Genomic DNA, 14895 nt, shown 5'->3' on the forward strand with positions numbered 1-14895 from the left:
CACACGCCGTCCGCCGTACGGACGACCCGCCGCGGCAGGGGTGGTGTCAGGAGCCGAGCGGGGCGACGGGCGCCCGCCAGTCCGTGCCGACCGGGATGTTCTTCACGGGTACCGCCAACGCGTCGCCGCCGTCGAGCCACGGCATCCCCGGCGCGAGGGTGCCGAAGCCCGGGCGGCCCTGCGACGGCCCGAAGGTGGGGAGGTGCGCGCCGTAGATCGCCAAGGTCTCCTGGATCGGCCGGTAGCACCCGGTCCGGGTGCTCGGGTCGTACGCCTGGATCGTGCCGAGCGCGCGCAGGCCGGTGGCGTCCGAGCGCCAGACCGGGGCGCCCGCGTCGCCGAGGTCCGTGCGCATGTCCGTGCAGAGCAGCGTCATCCCGCGGAACATGACGGCCCCGGTGATCCGGCCCTCGGTCCAGCCGCTCCCGATTCCCATCTTGCCCACGAGCATCCCCCGCGGCTGCGCCGCGGACGCGGTCCATCCCACGACGCGGCCGTCGCCCGGCGTCCTCCCCGTGAGTGGGTCGCGGACGACCTGGTACGCGTCGTCCCCCGGGACCTCGCGCACGAGGGCGTTCCCGTCAGGGTAGTTCTGGGAGAACGTCCAGCCGTAGAGGCGGTCGCTGCCTCGCACCGACGAGAAGATCACCGAGCACGCTCGCGGACCGAGGAGGAAGGTCCCGCTGTCCCCGGCGACCGCGTAGCCGCCCGTGCAGGCGCCCTCGTAGCCCCCGGACGCCGTCCCGCCGTTGTGGAAGATCATGGGGTCGCCGGGCCGGAAGACGTAGCCCCCTGCCGCCGGGGCCGTGACGCCGGGAGCGGCGACGGCCGTGACCGTGCCTCCCGTCGCCGCGCCGGCGTCCTGCCCGAGCGCGGTCGCGGTGCCCAGGCCGAGCGCCAGGGCACAGATCGTGCCGAGCGCCACGTGCAGTCGTCTCCCCATGGACCGATCCTGGCGTCCCGACGGTCCGCGCGCCAGGGGTGGCGCCACGTGCGTCGTGGGCCGTGAGGGTCCCGCACGACCGCGCGCGCGACTCCGCTACCCTGCACGAGCCGCCCGCGACGAGAGGACCCGTCCGATGTCCCACCCCACCGACCCGAACGAGCCGGTCGACGACCACACCGTCATGCGGCCGCCGCGACGGTACGGGGACGACGGCGGGACGAGCCCGGGCGGACAGGGCGCCTCCGCCTCCGGCTACGGGTACCCCCACGCGCAGGCGCCGTACGACACCGACCCCTACGGCACGGGAGGTCGCCGGGGCCCCGGGCAGCAGGGCGACCCGCACGCGACGCTCCCGCCCGCGGACACCGGGGCGACCTGGCCGCCCGCGGGGACGGCGCCGGGGTACGCGCCGCCGCCACCGCCTCCCGGCCCGTACGCGGGCCCGTCGGCGCCCGGCGCGCCGTACGGCAGCCCGCCCGCTCCGTACGCGTCGGGGCCGGCCTACGGCGCGCCGGACGACGCGACGGTCGTGCCGGGGCCGCCGGCCCCGTCGTCGGACCCCTACGGCTTCTCCCCGTACACGACGCCGCCCGGTCGCGGCTCGCGGAAGTGGCTCGTCCCCGTCCTGGCGGGCGTGGGGGCGTTCGTGCTCGTCGCGGGCGGCCTCGGCGTGTGGCTCGCGGTGCGCGACGACGCGTCGCCCGCCCCGGAGCCGACGACCGCCGAGCAGGCGCCCGCGACGGACACCCCGGCGGAGCCGGAGGAGACCGACGAGCCGGAGGCGACCGAGGAGCCGGTGGACACCGACGTCACCGACGACGACCCGTGGCTCGAGCAGCAGTACCGCGCGGGCGCGGAGATGGACCCGGAGTCGGGCCCGGCGCTGGCGCCGATGTCGTGGGACTACTTCTCCGACAACGACTACCTCGTCAACGAGGACCGCATCGCGCTCGTGGCGCGGCGCGACTTCGCGTGCGACGACCTGCCCGCGATCCCCGCCATCGAGGCGATCGCGGGCTCGTGCCAGGCCGGGTTCGAGGCCCGCGTCGTGTCCGACGACGGCCCGACCCTCGCGCTCGACCTGGTCCTGGTGGACGTCGGGTCGGAGGAGGAGGCCGAGCGCGTGGCCGCCGCCTTCAACGCCGCACCCGAGGGCGACCCCCTCGCCGACACCTCGGGCCCTGCGCACCCCACCCTCGCCGCCGCGGTGCCGCAGCCGGGGTTCCAGGGCTCGTACGCGCTGCTCGACGACGGGGACTCGCCGGGGGTCATGCTCAACACCGGGACCGTCGTCATGCTGTACCGGCTCGGCATCGACGACGGGCTGGAGCGCGACCAGATCCTGCCCGTCGCGCAGGCCGTCGGGTTCGTCATCACGGACCACGAGCTCGCCAAGTCGTTCGGCGAGAAGAAGTGGCTGGACACCAAGGCCGGCTGAGCGGTCGGCGGCCGGGCTGGTTACCCTGGGGGCGGTGATGGATCCCGCCGGGGCATAGCCGCCCGAACCGCCGCCAGGGCTGATGGTTCCTGTCTCGTCGCACGTCGGCGGGCAGGGTGCTGCCCGCGGGAAGAGGTCCGCATGAGAGCCAGACCCGTGCCCCAGCCCGCGCTCGACCGCATGGTCCCGTTCGCCGGGCACCCCGTGGTCGTGGGCGTCGTGCCGGGCGGCGACCCGCTGGTCGTGCGGACGGCCGCGGCCTGGGCGGGAGCCGCCGGGTCGCGCGTCGTCGCCGCGTACGCCGACACCTCCCGCCACGTGGTCGAGGAGCACCCCGACGGCTCGGTGACGCACGCGCCGCTCGACCCGGACTCCGCCGACGACATCTGGCAGGACGTCGAGGCGCGCCTGCGGGACGAGGTCGACGCGGGGCTGCGGGGCACAGGCGTGGCGTGGGGCCTGCGCTACCTCGCGGGCCGCCCCGACCGCGCGCTGACGCACCTCGCGCGGGCGGTCGACGCCGCGGTGATCGTCGTGGGGACGCGCGCGCCCGGGTCGACGGCGCACCTGCGCGAGCTCGTCGAGGGGTCCGTCGCCGCGCACCTGGCCCACCACCAGCACCGCCCCGTGCTCACGGTCCCCCTCGCGGTCGTGGACTGGAAGGAGCTCCGCACGCCGTGGGAGAGGTGAGACGACGGACCCCGCTCCTCGCGCTCGCGGGCCTCGTCGCGGTCGGGGGAGCGGTCGGCACGACGGCGCGCGCGCTCCTCGAGCAGGCGTTCGCCCCCGTGCCCGGGTCGTGGCCGTGGACGACGTTCTGGATCAACCTCGCGGGGTCGTTCGTGCTCGGCGTGCTGCTCGAGACGCTGCTCCGCTCGGGTCCGGACGCCGGGTGGCGGCGGGGCGTGCGCCTCGGCTGCGGGACGGGCGTGCTCGGCGGCTTCACGACGTACTCGACGTTCGTCGTCGAGGTCGAGCGGCTCGCGAGCGGGGGGCACGCCGCCCTCGGCGCCGCGTACGCGCTGGGGAGCGTCGCGCTCGGCGTCGCGGCCGCGGTGGGCGGGATCGCGCTCGCCGCTGTGGCTCGACGGCGGCTGGTCGCCCGGGGCGGTGCGGCGCGGTGACGGGCGTGCCCGAGCTGGCGCTCGTCGCCCTCGCCGGTGGGCTCGGCGCGGCGTCGCGGTTCCTGCTGGACACGCTCGTGGCCCGGCACAACCGGTGGTCGACGCCGCTCGGCACGGTCGTCGTGAACGTCACCGCGTGCTTCCTCCTGGGCCTGCTCACGGGCTGGGGAGTGACGCACCCGGGGCACGGGGACGTCGCGGCGGTGCTCGGGGTCGGGTTCCTGGGCGGCTACTCGACGTTCTCGACGGCCTCCGTGGAGGGTGCGCGCCTCCTGCTCGCGGGCCGCGGCGCCGTCGCGCTGCTGCACGCGCTCGGGATGCTCGTCGTGTGCCTCGCGGCCGCGGTGGCGGGGATCGCGCTCGGGGGCGCGTGACCGGGCGCGCCTTCGATTTGGTGCAACCTGAGGGTTGCGCCCGGGTGGAGGTCCGTGCAACTCTGGGGTTGCACGCAGTTGCCCTTCCCAGCGGAGAAGAAGCACCATGACCACCACCAACGAGCCGGCCGTCGTGGACCGCGAGTCGTACACCGTGTCCCGGACCGTGACCATCGACGCCCCGGCGGCCCGCGTCTGGGCGGCGCTCACCCAGGAGGACCTCATCAGCGGCTGGTTCGGCCAGCGGACCGAGCTGCCGGACCTGCGCGTCGGCGGCGAGGGCGTGTTCAGCTGGCCGGACGCGCCCGACGTCCAGGTGCGCATCGAGGAGTACGACCCCACGACGGCGTTCGCCTTCCGGTGGGGGACCCCGGTGGGGCAGGTCATGGACGAGACCAGCTCGACCGTCGCGCGCTTCACGCTCGAGCCTCAGGGGCCGACGACCGTCCTGCGCGTCGTCGAGACCGGGTTCGACCTCGTCGCCGACCCCGACGGGCTGCTCGAGAGCCACCAGCAGGGGTGGACGAGCGAGCTCGACGAGCTCGTCGAGCTCCTCGAGGGGGCGCTCGCGGCCGAGGGCGGTCGCGCGTGACCGCACCCGCGACGGAGCTCGCCCCCGTGTTCTCGGCGCTCGCGGACGACACGCGATGGCGGATCCTCCAGGAGCTCGGCAGCGCGGACCTCTCGGCGTCCGCGCTCGCCGAGCGTCTGCCGGTGAGCCGCCAGGCCATCGCGAAGCACCTGGGGGTGCTCGCGGAGGTGGAGCTCGTGGAGTCCGTCCGCGTGGGCCGCGAGGTCCGCTACCGCGCGGTCGGCGCCCGGCTGGAGGAGACCGCGCGCGCCCTCGAGGCCATCGGCGCGGCCTGGGACCGCCGCCTCGCGGCGATCAAGCGCATCGCGGAGTCGTAGCGGTCGTCGGTCAGGAGCCGGGGGCGGGGACCGGGTGCGCCTCGAGCGCCGTCGCGACGGCGTGCAGGTTGTGCGCCATGAGGCGGCCCGTCTCCCGCGCCCACTCGTGGCCGTGGCCGGTCTGCACGTAGTCCGGGCCGGGCCCGGGGCCCTGGTTCCAGTAGGTCCAGGCCTGGCCGGGGATCGTGTAGCCGATGTCGGCGAGCGCACCGCTGACCTCCGAGATGACGTGGTGCGCGCCGTCCTCGTTGCCCGTCACCACGACGCCCGCCACCCGGTTGTAGGCGACCGGCGCGCCGTCGGGCCCGTCCTCGGAGAGCATCGCGTCCATGCGCTCGAGCATGCGCTGGGCGACCGACGACGGGCGGCCCAGCCACGTCGGCGTGAGGACGACGAGGATCTGTGACCCCAGCAGCCGCTCGTGCACGCCCGGCCACTCGTCGCCCTCGCCGGCGTCGGTGACGACGCCCGGCAGGACGTCGAGGTCGACGAGCCGGACGTGCTCGACCTCGACGCCGCGGTCCTGGAGCGCCTCGGCGACCACGCGACCGAGCGCCTCGGTGTTGGACGGCTCCGGTGACTTCTTGAGCGTGCAGCTCACGAACAGCGCCTTCATGGGTCCTCCCGTGTCGCCGGGCGGGGCGCGGTGTCGTCGTGCCTCCGCCCGGACGTCCGACGGCGGGTGGCTTCACCGTCCCGTCCAGCGTCACGGGGCGACGGCCCGCTCGCAACGCGCCGAGCGCTGCACCCTCGGCCGAGCGCTGCACGCGGAAGTGCCTCCCTCGACCGGATGTGCCTCTCCGGCCGACCGTCGCGCCCGACGTCAGGGGAGCGCCGGGTCCTCCTGCCGGTACCCCGCGGCGAGGCGGACCTCCCCCTGCCCGACGGCGGCGACGTCGTCCCACGGCACGAGGAACGTCCCGCGGTGGCGGCGACGGACGAGCTGCGGGACCGGCCACGGGGCCGTCACGCCCGTGCGTTCGTACCCGAGCATCGACGACCCGGTCCGCGGGCTCACGAGGATCCCGACGACCCGCGCCCGCCCGACCCGGCTGCGTCGCCGGACGCTCGCGCTCAGCGCCCGGTCCTCGGGGTGCGCGTCGTCGGGGTCGTCCGCTCCGTCGGACGGGCCGTCGTCGGGCAGCGTGTCGAGCGCGAGCCGGACGTCCACGAGGAACCCGAGGCCCGCGCCGTCCGGCCCCAGGACGCGCGCGTCGAGCAGGTCGCCGAGGATCACCGCTCCTCCTCCGGGTCGTGCCGGCCGCCGGGGACGCGGCCGACGACGTGCTCGCGCAGCCAGTCCTCGGTCCAGTGCAGGTCGAGCGAGTCCGCGCGGACGGTGAGCTCGAGCGCCGTGCCCACGTGCCCGACGTCGGACCACGGCACGCGCTCCCAGCGCGACGCGGGCGGTCGGCCGCCGAGGAGACGCGTCACGAGCACCGGGCCGGTGAGGAGCGCGCCGACCTCCGCCGGCTCGCCGGGCACCGCGTCGCGCCGGGCGTCGTCCGACCGGTCGCCCGGCCCGGTGCCGTCCGCGGCGACCAGCTCGAGGTCGTCGACGGTCGTGACCGGCTCGCCGTCGACGTCGAGCACCTGGCGGCTGAGCAGGTGCAGGCGCGCGTCCACGACGCGCACCCCCGTCGGCGTGGAGGCGTCCCGGCTCATGACCCCGCTCCCGTCGCGATCATCAGGGGTATCGCCGCGACGGCCGCGACGACCACGATCACCAGGTACACCATGCCCAGCGCGTTGGTCGCGCGCCCGTTGACGTGCTCGCCCATGTACTCCGGGTCGTTCGCGACCAGGAGGATCGGCACGTACGTGAGGGGCAGCGCGACGGCCGAGAACACGACCGACATCTCGGTGACCGCCACCGGGTCGACGCTCGTCATGAGGATCGCCACGGCGAGCAGCAGCGCGACGACCATCGACACGTGGAAGCGTGCGGCGCGTGCCGGGCGGCGAAACTTCCCCCACGACCAGCCGAGGTACTGCGCGAGCGTGTAGCCGCTCGACAGCGCGGTCTCCAGCGCCGCGCCGAACGTCGCCGCGACGATCCCGACGATCACGACCGCGAGCAGGAGCGTCCCGCCGGCCTCCGCCACGGGGAGCACGATCTGCGACAGCGACGACACCCCGATGCCCGCCGGGAGGAGCACCACGGCCGCGCACGCGGCGATCGCGACGGACAGCAGCCCGCCGAGCGGGAACCCGACGAGCACGTTGACCCGGTTCTGCGCGAGGTCCTTCGCGGTCCACCCCTCCTCGACGGCGCCGGAGGAGAAGAAGAACACCTCGTACGGCGTCATCGCGGCCCCGAACAGCGCGACGGCGTAGTACCAGTACGTCGCGACGTGCTCCGTCGCCGGGGGCGAGGGCGGCACGGCCTGGCGCAGCAGCTCGCCCCAGTCCGGGCCGAGCAGGAAGAGCGCGACCCCGAACCCCACGAGCAGCAGCCCGAGCAGCCCCGCGACGTTCTCCATGACCTGGAACTTCACGCGCCACAGCACGAGCCAGACGGCGAGCGCCGCCACCGGGATCCACAGCCGCGGCTCGACGCTGCTCGCGAGGTGCAGCGCGAGCGCGATGCCGCCCACCTCGGCGGTGAGCGTGAGCAGGTTGATCGCGAACGACGACGCGAGGTTCGCGCCCGCCGCGCGGGGGCCGAGGCGCTCGCGGATGATCTCGAACGTCGCGCGCCCGCTCACGGCCGCCACGCGGCCGGACATCGACGCGAACAGGCAGATGCCGACGACGCCGACGACCACGACCCACACGAGCGACAGCCCGAACCGCGACCCGACCACGGCGTTCGTCACCAGATCGCCGATGTCGACGAACCCGCCGATCGCCGTGAGGATGCCGAGCGCGACCCCCAGGAGCCGCTTCACGCGCCACCCGCCCCGTCCGAACTCGAGGCCGACCTCGCCCGCGCCGCCGACGACGTGGACACGGCGCTGGCCCTGCGCGTGAGATCACGGGTCGCGGTGCCGCCGTCCTAGGAGAGCCGGTGCGGATGGTTTTGCGATCTGTACCGGATCTGTGGACAGAGACAAGCGATTCCGTTACCTTATGGCCACCTCGGACGATCTCTCGGGGCAACTACCGAGAGGATGACAACGTGGATTCCATGGGTAGGAAGGTGGCCGGGACGCTGACCGCGTTCGCGCTTGGTGTCGCGGCAACGGTGGGAGTGGCGGGTTCAGCATCCGCGATCGACAGCCGGTGCGGCGTGTACCCGTCGTCGCCGACGAGCGGGGCTGGCAAGATCTATTTCAGCTCTACGACGACGTGCGGCACCAACGCCTTCGTGGCTGAGTCGTGGGCGCGGCTCGAGGGTACCAAGACCGTCACCGCACCGATCAAGTACTCGAGCGGTACGACGACCCTCACGGCGTCCTCGTCCACCAGCTGCACCGGCGGTTCGTACCGCACCGCGGGTGGAGGAGTCGACATCTGGACGAGTGCCGCCGAGAAGCGCACCGCCTACAAGCCGCTCTCTTGCTGATCGGCGAACTGCTCGCGTGATCAATCGTGGAGTGAAGGGTCTTGCCCTGGTCGTGCTTGCCGTCTCGTTCACCGCGTGCAGCGGGGGCGGGGCGGCCAGCACGACCGCTGGGGTCGAGCCGTACGAGGGTGGCGAGATCTCCGAGGCGCAGTACAAGGGGATCGTGCAGTACGCGCGGGACTGCATGGAGGAGAAGGGCTACCCGGTCGGTGACGTCTACCAGCGTGAGGACGAGTTGACGTACACCTTCGATCTGGACGGTACGGCTGCCGAGATGGGCGAGGTGGAGCAGCGGCAGGACGATCTGCTGGCGTGTGAGTCCGAGATGAACTACGCGGACGCCGAGATCGCCTACCAGGACCAGAACGTGCTCTCGGGCGCCGAGCGCGAGGAGAAGTTCGCGGAGTTCGCCGAGTGCATGGCGAGCACCGGCGTCGAGGTGACGGCAGCCGACGACGGCGCGGCCGTGATCGAGAAGATCCGCGCGTTCGTCGATGCGGGAGGCGCCGAGCACCCGGTGATGTCCTGTTACGACCGGTTCTCCGTGCGCTTGTACGGGTTCGAATGAGCAGGACGACGAGCGCTGGGCGCCCCCGCGGCACGTGGTACACCGTCGCGGTGGTCGTGCTCGTGCTGGGTGCCGTGGCGGTGTCGTGGGTGGTGACGCGAGGGTCGGCGGGCGCGTTGGCAGAACTGGATCCGGACCCGGTCGCGGTGTCCGTGCCTGTCGGTGAGACGGTGGTGGACTTCTCGGAGCCGGCGTCGTTGTCGGGTGTGCCGGAGCAGGCGCCGCCGGTGGTGTCCTCGGGCCGGTCGGGCACGGTGACCGCGGTCACTATCGGTCCGGGGGACGCGGTGGCGTCCGGGGCACCGGTGTTCGCGGTCGACGGTGTGCAGGTCGTGGCGTACGCGGACGACGCGGTGCTCTTCCGCTCCCTCTCTGCAGGGGCGAAGGGCCCGGACGTGGCTGCGGCACAGAGGGTGCTGTCGGTGCTGGTCCCGGAGCAGGCGGTCGAGGCGACCGGGACGATGGACGCCGCGACGGTGCGGCTCGTGCGCGCGTACGAGAGTGCGCTCGGGGCATCGTCACCGACGGGGACGGTGGACCCGACCTGGTTCGTCCACCTGCCCTACGACGGCTACGTCGCGCAGACGGTCGAGGTCGTCGCGGGCGCCCCGGCCCCGGCTGCGGGCGAGGAGGTCCTCACCGCGGCGGCGACGATCACCGAGGCGAGCGTGTCCGGGACGACACGCGGCCCCGCAGGGCCGTACGAGTTCCTCGTCTCGGGAGTCGCCGTGCCTCTGGAGCGCGCCGAGGACGGGACATGGACGGTGCCCGACCTCGCCGCCGCGGCGAGCGTGCTCCTCTCCGGCGAGGTACCTGCGCAGGGACCGGTTCGGGTCGAGGGGCGGACCCGGTTCGTCGACGGTGCCCCGGGGCAGTCCGTCCCGGGCGCGTCGGTCGTGACCGACGAGTCGGGGGCGACGTGCGTCGTGCTCGCCGACACGCGGGAGCCCGTGGCCGTCACGGTGCTGGGCGCATCGCTCAACGGCGCCGCCCAGCTCGCGCCCGACCTGCCCTCGGCTGTGGAGGTGCTGGTCAACCCGCTGCAGGTCGTTGGTGACGTGACGTGTCCCTGACCCTGCGCGGGATCACCGTCACCTATCCCGGTTCGGCGCTGCCGACCGTGCTCGACCTCGACCTCGACGTCCCGGTCGGCACGTCGCTCGCGCTCATGGGTCCGTCAGGCGCGGGCAAGTCCACCGTGCTCGCCGTCGCCGGGCTCCTGCTCGCCCCTGACCGGGGGGAGATCCTGGTCGCAGGCACGCCACGGACCGTGCGCGACGCACCGACCGTGCTCGGTGACGAGCTCGGCTGGGTCCTGCAGACCGTCAACCTCCTGCCGCGCCGCACCGCACTGGACAACGTGACCTTGCCCGCCCTGGCGCGCGGGCGTCGGCGCGTCGCGAGCGAGGACCGTGCCCGCGATCTGCTCGACGCCGTCGGCATCACGGCTCACGACCAGGTCGCGCGCACCCTGTCCGGAGGGCAGGCGCAGCGTGTAGGCGTCGCCCGCGCGCTCATGACGGCCCCGGCCGTCATCGTCGCGGACGAACCCACTGCCAACCTCGACCTTGCCACCGCGAGGTCTGTGGCGCGGACCCTGTTCGAGGCGACGGCAGGGACCACCGTCCTGCTCGCCACGCACGATCCCGCGATCGCCGAGATGGCCGACCGGGTCGTCCACCTCGAACCCGTCACCGCTGCCTCACGGACGCAGGAGAGCGCCGATGTGGCGTCCTGACGAGCTTGCCGCCGAGGCGCGCCGCAACCTCGGCCCGCGTCACGCCATGACCGCGGCCTTGGCGTTCCTGGTGCTCGCCGCGGTACTCGCGTTCGTCGTCGTCCAAGCCCAGCAGGCGCTTGCCCAGGAGGCGCAGCGCCGCGTGGGCGGGTCGCTCGTCTGGACGATCACCGCCGACGACGGCATCACCTTTCCCGGTACCGCCTGCACCCGCCTCGCCCTCGTCCCCGGCATCGCCGCTGCGGGCGGCGTCACCGCGAGTGCGCCGGGACCCTTCTACCCCTACCGCGGCTCCCGATCCGTTCAGGCCGTGGGCCTGACCGGCAGCGCCGTCCAGGTCTTCTACCCCGACGCCCCACCCAGCACCGCGACGCTCGGCGCAGACCTGCAGTCCCTCGGTACCGTCGGCCCCGGCGGGTGGCTCCACGATGCTGACGGCGACCGCGTCGCCCGACTCGACATCACTGTCCCCGCCACCGTGCCTCTCGGCCTGCTCACCTCCGGGGTCACCGTCCCCGCTCCCGCCGACGCCCCGCTCAGCCAGTGCTGGATCCGCACCGAACCCGGCGCGGTCGAGACCGGGCACGACCTGCTGGCCTACACCTTCACGGGCCTGCCCGCGACCATCGCCCCCTTCTCCCCGCCCGCGGCCGACGTCCTCGGCCCCGCCGACCAATGGAGCGCCGCGATCGCACTACAACCCTGGGCCGTCGGCGCCATCCTGCTCGGACTCGTCGCCACCCTCGCCACCTGGTCACGGCGCACCGAGCTCGCCGTCTACCGGGCCTTCGGCACGAGGACCGCCACCCTCACCACGCTCGTCGCCGTCGAGCTCGCCCTCGTCCTCGCCCCAGCGCTCCCCGCCGCCGTGCTCGTCACGACCACCGTCCTCGCTGCCACGAATGGTGGCATCGCCACCCCGGTCTTGACGGTCGCCCTCACCCAGGCAGGCGCCGCCGCACTCGCCGGCTATGCGCTAGCCGTCGCGTTCACCCCCCTCGTCCTGCGCGGCCGCGTCACTGATCAGCTCAAGGACCGCTGACCAGCGGACCCCGCTCCGCGCCGGCACCATGACGCACACGAAACGTGGTCCTCGCCATCGCCTACGTCCCGTGCGCCAGTACCGAGTACCACTCGATCGGCGACCTGCACGACCTTGCCCTGGACGGCACCTCGCCCGAGGTCGTCGGCGAGGTGCGTCGTCAGGGGCGCAGCAGGGACTTGATCGCGCGCCGCTCGTCCATCGCGGCGTAGCCCTCGGCGGCGTCGTCGAGGGAGAGCTCGAGGTCGAACACGCGCGCGGGGTCGATGCGACGCTCGAGCACGAGGTCGATCAGCTCGGGCAGGTACTGGCGGACCGGCGCCGGGCCACCCGACCAGTGCACGTGCCGGTAGAACATGTCGACGACGGGAAGCTCGACGCCGTGCGGCAGCCCGACGACGCCGACGTGTCCGCCCGGGCGCACGGCCCCGAGCGCCTGGGCCATCGACCCCGGTGTGCCGACGGCCTCGACCACGCCGTGCGCGCCCAGCCCGTCGGTGAGGTCGCGGACCCGCGCGACGCCGTCGTCGCCCCGCTCGGCGACGACCTCCGTCGCGCCGAACGCCCGCGCGAGCTCCTGGCGGGGCGCGTGCCGGCTCATGGCGATGACCTGCTCCGCCCCGAGCTGCGCGGCGGCGAGGACCGCGAGCAGGCCGACGGCGCCGTCGCCCACCACCACGATCGTCCGGCCCGGTCCCGCCTGCGCCTCGCGGGCGCCGAACCAGCCGGTGCCCAGGACGTCGGACGCGGTGAGCAGCCCGGGCAGGAGGTCGTCGTCGGGCCGCTCGGGCGTCGCGACGAGCGTCCCGTCGGCGAGCGGGACGCGCAGCAGCTCGGCCTGGGCGCCGCGCACGGGCTCGCGGTGGACGCACGACGTCTGGTAGCCGGCGCGGCAGATCGGGCACGTGTTGTCGGACGCGAAGAAGGACCCGACGACGAGCTGTCCCGGGTGCACGGTCCGGACGTCGGCGCCCACCTCCTCGACGGTGCCGACGTACTCGTGGCCCATCGCCACGGGGTGCTCGATCGGGTTCGCCCCGCGGTACGTCCACAGGTCCGAGCCGCACACGCACGCGGCCTCGACGCGCACGACCGCGTCGGTCGGTGCGAGCAGTCGCGGGTCGTCGCGCTGCTCGACGCGGACGTCGTACGGGGCGTGGATGACGGTCGCGCGCACGGTGGCTCCCCTCGGGGCGGACAGGACGACGCCGTCGAGCCTATGGCGGTCCGACCGGGCCTGCTCGGGTCGTGCGTCAGGGCTCCTCGGCCCGCAGCGTCCGGACGGTGTTGCTCGCGTCGTACGTGAAGCTCAGGCGTCGTCCGACGACCTCCTCGGCGACCTCCTCGAGCGTGGTCGACCGGGCGAAGGCGTGCGCCCGGAGCACGGCGAGCGCGTCGCGGGGCGCGACCCGGAGCTGGACCGTGACCATCCCCGTCGCCTGGTGCACCTCGGCGCGCGTCGACCAGTCGAGCGACTGCAGGTCGGCCAGGAGCGACAGCCCGACGACGTCCGCGAGGAACTGCACGTCGACCGGCTCGCGCGCGAGCGTGGACGAGGCGGTGAGCAGGCTGAGCACCCCCACGACCTGGCCACCGGCGTGCATCGGGACGGCGTGGTACGTGCCGTCGATCGGTCCGACGACGCGGGAGAACACTGGGAAGGCGCCGCCGTCACGGCTCCCGTCGGCCTCACGCACCACGACGCGGTCCTCGGCGAGCGCGAGCCGGGCCGGCCCCTCGCCCAGGGTGTCCTCGAGGTCCTCGACGCGCGCCGCGACCCCGTCGACCGTTGCGACCGTGAGGCGGTCGTCCGCCGTCGCGGCGACCGTCAGCGCGGCGCTCTCGGCGCCGAGCACCGTGGCGCACGCCTGACACATGCGCTCGGGCATCGGCAGGTCGCCGTCGGACTCGGCGAGCGCTCGGGCGAGGAGGCCCAGCAGCTCCGACGCGCCCACGTCCGCCTCCGTCCGGTCCTCGTGCTCCTCGTCCAGTTTTCCACCACCCCGGGCGCTCGCTCGGCGACGAGACCTGCACCGTCGGAGCGCCGTGCAGGCGGCGGGTTGCAGAACCGCCGCGCCGGACTAGAGTCCGGGTCTGAGTCTGGACCTGGCTCACGACCCGCTGAACCACGACGGAGACGACCCATGTCCCTGGAGGATCACGCAACGCTGCACCCGCTGTCCCTCGGCGACGACACGACCCTGGGGCAGTACCGGGTCGACCTCGCGACCGACACCTGGTGGTGGTCGGCCGAGACGTACCGCCTGCACGGCTTCGAGCCGGGCGACGTCGTGCCGACGACGTCGCTCGTGCTCGCCCACAAGCACCCCGACGACCGCGACCGCGTCCGCGACGTGCTGGAGCGCGCACGGCGGGACGGCGCGCCCTTCTCGAGCCTGCACCGCATCATGGACGCGCGCGGCAGGGAGCGTGTGCTCGTCGTCGTCGGCCAGGGCCGGCGCGACCGCGACACGGGGCAGGTCGTCGAGCTGCTCGGGTACTTCGTCGACGTGACGCGACCGGTCCGTGCGCAGGCCGGACGGCAGGCGCAGCGCGACATCGCCGCTGCGGCCGACAGCCGGGGCCCGATCGAGCAGGCGAAGGGGGTCGTGGCCGCGGCGTTCGGCGTCCGGCCGGAGCAGGCGTTCGCGCTCCTCAGGCGCGCGTCGAACGAGCGCAACGTCCGACTGCGCGAGCTCGCGCGGCAGGTCGTCGAGGAGGGCACCCGGGCCGACGACGACCGCGTCGATCGGGTCGCCGTGCTGCTGTCGTAGGCGCGGCCGTCGAGTCGCGGACGCGACGTCCGACGGCCGCCAGACGTCGCGTGCGCCCGCGGCGAGGCTGGGTCCATGACCACCACCTCGGCCCGACCCGCCCCGTCGCACGTCGTGATCGACCCCGGGATCCTGTACTTCGGCACGCCCGTCGCGCTGCGCAGCACGGTCGGTACGGACGGTCGCGCGAACCTCGCCCCGATGTCGTCGGTGTTCTGGCTCGGCCGGACGGCGGTGCTCGGCCTCGGCGCGCGCTCCCAGACGGCGCTCGACCTCCTCGCGACGCGCGAGGTCGTGGTGAAGCTGCCCTCGACGGCCGAGGTCGACGCCGTCGACCGCCTCGCCGTGACGACCGGGCGGGACCCGGTCCCGGAGCGCAAGGCGTCCGTCGGCTACACCTACGAGCCGGACAAGTTCGCGCGCGCGCGGGGCTGACGCCCGTCGCGTCGGACACCGTCGAGCCGCCACGCGCCG

The 14895-nt window shown here is 74.3% G+C and carries 20 protein-coding genes and 1 riboswitch; of the genes, 13 read left to right on the forward strand and 7 right to left on the reverse strand.

Annotation, left to right across the window (positions count from 1 at the left end):
* Nucleotides 1-46 precede the first annotated feature (46 nt).
* Entirely contained in the window at nucleotides 47-943 is an 897-nt protein-coding gene (locus tag ACFC2L_RS05520) for a hypothetical protein (protein WP_375823288.1), read from the reverse strand.
* 136 nt (nucleotides 944-1079) lie between these two features.
* Between ACFC2L_RS05520 and ACFC2L_RS05525 the strand changes: the two genes are divergently transcribed.
* The 6 genes from ACFC2L_RS05525 to ACFC2L_RS05550 all read left to right on the forward strand — a co-directional run bounded on the left by ACFC2L_RS05525 (nucleotide 1080) and on the right by ACFC2L_RS05550 (nucleotide 4791).
* Nucleotides 1080-2384 carry a hypothetical protein gene (locus tag ACFC2L_RS05525; protein ID WP_375823289.1) on the forward strand — a complete coding sequence of 435 codons (1305 nt, stop codon included), beginning with the start codon at nucleotides 1080-1082 and terminating at the stop codon, nucleotides 2382-2384.
* Between the two features lie 24 nt (nucleotides 2385-2408).
* Nucleotides 2409-2483: riboswitch (Fluoride riboswitch) on the forward strand.
* 42 nt (nucleotides 2484-2525) lie between these two features.
* Nucleotides 2526-3074, forward strand: a complete 549-nt coding sequence (locus tag ACFC2L_RS05530) for a universal stress protein (RefSeq protein WP_375823290.1) — start codon at nucleotides 2526-2528, stop codon at nucleotides 3072-3074.
* The gene (locus ACFC2L_RS05535; protein WP_375823291.1) at nucleotides 3071-3508 is read left to right on the forward strand and encodes a fluoride efflux transporter FluC; all 438 of its coding nucleotides are present in this window, start codon (nucleotides 3071-3073) and stop codon (nucleotides 3506-3508) included. The genes ACFC2L_RS05530 and ACFC2L_RS05535 overlap by 4 nt, the downstream gene beginning before the upstream one ends.
* On the forward strand, nucleotides 3505-3882 hold the full coding sequence (locus ACFC2L_RS05540; protein ID WP_375823292.1) for a fluoride efflux transporter FluC: 378 nt from the start codon (nucleotides 3505-3507) through the stop codon (nucleotides 3880-3882). Before ACFC2L_RS05535 ends, ACFC2L_RS05540 begins: the two co-directional genes overlap by 4 nt.
* A 106-nt stretch (nucleotides 3883-3988) precedes the next feature.
* Entirely contained in the window at nucleotides 3989-4474 is a 486-nt protein-coding gene (locus ACFC2L_RS05545) for an SRPBCC domain-containing protein (protein ID WP_375823293.1), read from the forward strand.
* Nucleotides 4471-4791, forward strand: coding sequence for an ArsR/SmtB family transcription factor (locus ACFC2L_RS05550; protein ID WP_375823294.1), 321 nt, complete (start codon nucleotides 4471-4473; stop codon nucleotides 4789-4791). Before ACFC2L_RS05545 ends, ACFC2L_RS05550 begins: the two co-directional genes overlap by 4 nt.
* Nucleotides 4792-4801: 10 nt before the next feature.
* Here ACFC2L_RS05550 and ACFC2L_RS05555 read toward each other — a convergent pair whose 3' ends face one another.
* The 4 genes from ACFC2L_RS05555 to ACFC2L_RS05570 form a co-directional block, all read right to left on the reverse strand.
* Nucleotides 4802-5407 carry a flavodoxin family protein gene (locus ACFC2L_RS05555; RefSeq protein WP_375823295.1) on the reverse strand — a complete coding sequence of 202 codons (606 nt, stop codon included), beginning with the start codon at nucleotides 5405-5407 and terminating at the stop codon, nucleotides 4802-4804.
* Between the two features lie 207 nt (nucleotides 5408-5614).
* On the reverse strand, nucleotides 5615-6028 hold the full coding sequence (locus ACFC2L_RS05560; protein ID WP_375823296.1) for a PRC-barrel domain containing protein: 414 nt from the start codon (nucleotides 6026-6028) through the stop codon (nucleotides 5615-5617).
* Nucleotides 6025-6456: a hypothetical protein gene (locus tag ACFC2L_RS05565; protein WP_375823297.1), complete on the reverse strand. Its 432-nt coding sequence runs from the start codon at nucleotides 6454-6456 to the stop codon at nucleotides 6025-6027. The genes ACFC2L_RS05560 and ACFC2L_RS05565 overlap by 4 nt, the downstream gene beginning before the upstream one ends.
* The gene (locus tag ACFC2L_RS05570) at nucleotides 6453-7682 is read right to left on the reverse strand and encodes an NRAMP family divalent metal transporter (protein ID WP_375823298.1); all 1230 of its coding nucleotides are present in this window, start codon (nucleotides 7680-7682) and stop codon (nucleotides 6453-6455) included. The genes ACFC2L_RS05565 and ACFC2L_RS05570 overlap by 4 nt, the downstream gene beginning before the upstream one ends.
* Nucleotides 7683-7912: 230 nt before the next feature.
* Between ACFC2L_RS05570 and ACFC2L_RS05575 the strand changes: the two genes are divergently transcribed.
* Genes ACFC2L_RS05575 through ACFC2L_RS05595 form a run of 5 tightly spaced genes read left to right on the forward strand, consistent with a single transcriptional unit; the run spans nucleotide 7913 to nucleotide 11647 of the window.
* A complete protein-coding gene (locus tag ACFC2L_RS05575) occupies nucleotides 7913-8299 on the forward strand; it encodes a hypothetical protein (protein WP_375823299.1) in 387 nt (128 codons plus the stop codon).
* Between the two features lie 31 nt (nucleotides 8300-8330).
* The gene (locus tag ACFC2L_RS05580; protein WP_375823300.1) at nucleotides 8331-8867 is read left to right on the forward strand and encodes a hypothetical protein; all 537 of its coding nucleotides are present in this window, start codon (nucleotides 8331-8333) and stop codon (nucleotides 8865-8867) included.
* On the forward strand, nucleotides 8864-9940 hold the full coding sequence (locus ACFC2L_RS05585; RefSeq protein ID WP_375823301.1) for a hypothetical protein: 1077 nt from the start codon (nucleotides 8864-8866) through the stop codon (nucleotides 9938-9940). The genes ACFC2L_RS05580 and ACFC2L_RS05585 overlap by 4 nt, the downstream gene beginning before the upstream one ends.
* Nucleotides 9931-10605, forward strand: coding sequence for an ABC transporter ATP-binding protein (locus tag ACFC2L_RS05590; protein WP_375823302.1), 675 nt, complete (start codon nucleotides 9931-9933; stop codon nucleotides 10603-10605). The genes ACFC2L_RS05585 and ACFC2L_RS05590 overlap by 10 nt, the downstream gene beginning before the upstream one ends.
* Nucleotides 10592-11647 carry a hypothetical protein gene (locus tag ACFC2L_RS05595; RefSeq protein WP_375823303.1) on the forward strand — a complete coding sequence of 352 codons (1056 nt, stop codon included), beginning with the start codon at nucleotides 10592-10594 and terminating at the stop codon, nucleotides 11645-11647. Before ACFC2L_RS05590 ends, ACFC2L_RS05595 begins: the two co-directional genes overlap by 14 nt.
* Before the next feature lie 160 nt (nucleotides 11648-11807).
* On the opposite strand, the gene ACFC2L_RS05600 is transcribed toward ACFC2L_RS05595, so the two are convergent.
* Both ACFC2L_RS05600 and ACFC2L_RS05605 read right to left on the reverse strand, forming a co-directional pair.
* Nucleotides 11808-12824 (reverse strand): zinc-binding dehydrogenase, encoded by a 1017-nt coding sequence (locus tag ACFC2L_RS05600; RefSeq protein ID WP_375823304.1) that lies wholly within the window; start codon nucleotides 12822-12824, stop codon nucleotides 11808-11810.
* A 76-nt stretch (nucleotides 12825-12900) separates the two neighbouring features.
* Nucleotides 12901-13602: an ANTAR domain-containing protein gene (locus tag ACFC2L_RS05605; RefSeq protein ID WP_375823305.1), complete on the reverse strand. Its 702-nt coding sequence runs from the start codon at nucleotides 13600-13602 to the stop codon at nucleotides 12901-12903.
* 189 nt (nucleotides 13603-13791) lie between these two features.
* Between ACFC2L_RS05605 and ACFC2L_RS05610 the strand changes: the two genes are divergently transcribed.
* Both ACFC2L_RS05610 and ACFC2L_RS05615 read left to right on the forward strand, forming a co-directional pair.
* A complete protein-coding gene (locus ACFC2L_RS05610) occupies nucleotides 13792-14421 on the forward strand; it encodes a PAS and ANTAR domain-containing protein (protein WP_375823306.1) in 630 nt (209 codons plus the stop codon).
* 75 nt (nucleotides 14422-14496) lie between these two features.
* A complete protein-coding gene (locus ACFC2L_RS05615) occupies nucleotides 14497-14856 on the forward strand; it encodes a hypothetical protein (RefSeq protein WP_375823307.1) in 360 nt (119 codons plus the stop codon).
* Nucleotides 14857-14895: the final 39 nt, after the last annotated feature.

The sequence above is a fragment of the Cellulosimicrobium sp. NPDC055967 genome (genome assembly GCF_042269845.1).
In the GTDB taxonomy this organism is placed as follows: domain Bacteria; phylum Actinomycetota; class Actinomycetes; order Actinomycetales; family Cellulomonadaceae; genus Cellulosimicrobium.

What these genes read in the sequence shown, in the direction of transcription:
- ACFC2L_RS05520 (WP_375823288.1), bottom strand. Translation starts at nt 943, where the DNA reads ATGGGGAGACGACTGCACGTGGCGCTCGGCACGATCTGTGCCCTGGCG.
- ACFC2L_RS05525 (WP_375823289.1), top strand. Translation starts at nt 1,080, where the DNA reads ATGTCCCACCCCACCGACCCGAACGAGCCGGTCGACGACCACACCGTC.
- ACFC2L_RS05530 (WP_375823290.1), top strand. Translation starts at nt 2,526, where the DNA reads ATGAGAGCCAGACCCGTGCCCCAGCCCGCGCTCGACCGCATGGTCCCG.
- ACFC2L_RS05545 (WP_375823293.1), top strand. Translation starts at nt 3,989, where the DNA reads ATGACCACCACCAACGAGCCGGCCGTCGTGGACCGCGAGTCGTACACC.
- ACFC2L_RS05555 (WP_375823295.1), bottom strand. Translation starts at nt 5,407, where the DNA reads ATGAAGGCGCTGTTCGTGAGCTGCACGCTCAAGAAGTCACCGGAGCCG.
- ACFC2L_RS05565 (WP_375823297.1), bottom strand. Translation starts at nt 6,456, where the DNA reads ATGAGCCGGGACGCCTCCACGCCGACGGGGGTGCGCGTCGTGGACGCG.
- ACFC2L_RS05585 (WP_375823301.1), top strand. Translation starts at nt 8,864, where the DNA reads ATGAGCAGGACGACGAGCGCTGGGCGCCCCCGCGGCACGTGGTACACC.
- ACFC2L_RS05595 (WP_375823303.1), top strand. Translation starts at nt 10,592, where the DNA reads ATGTGGCGTCCTGACGAGCTTGCCGCCGAGGCGCGCCGCAACCTCGGC.
- ACFC2L_RS05610 (WP_375823306.1), top strand. Translation starts at nt 13,792, where the DNA reads ATGTCCCTGGAGGATCACGCAACGCTGCACCCGCTGTCCCTCGGCGAC.
- ACFC2L_RS05615 (WP_375823307.1), top strand. Translation starts at nt 14,497, where the DNA reads ATGACCACCACCTCGGCCCGACCCGCCCCGTCGCACGTCGTGATCGAC.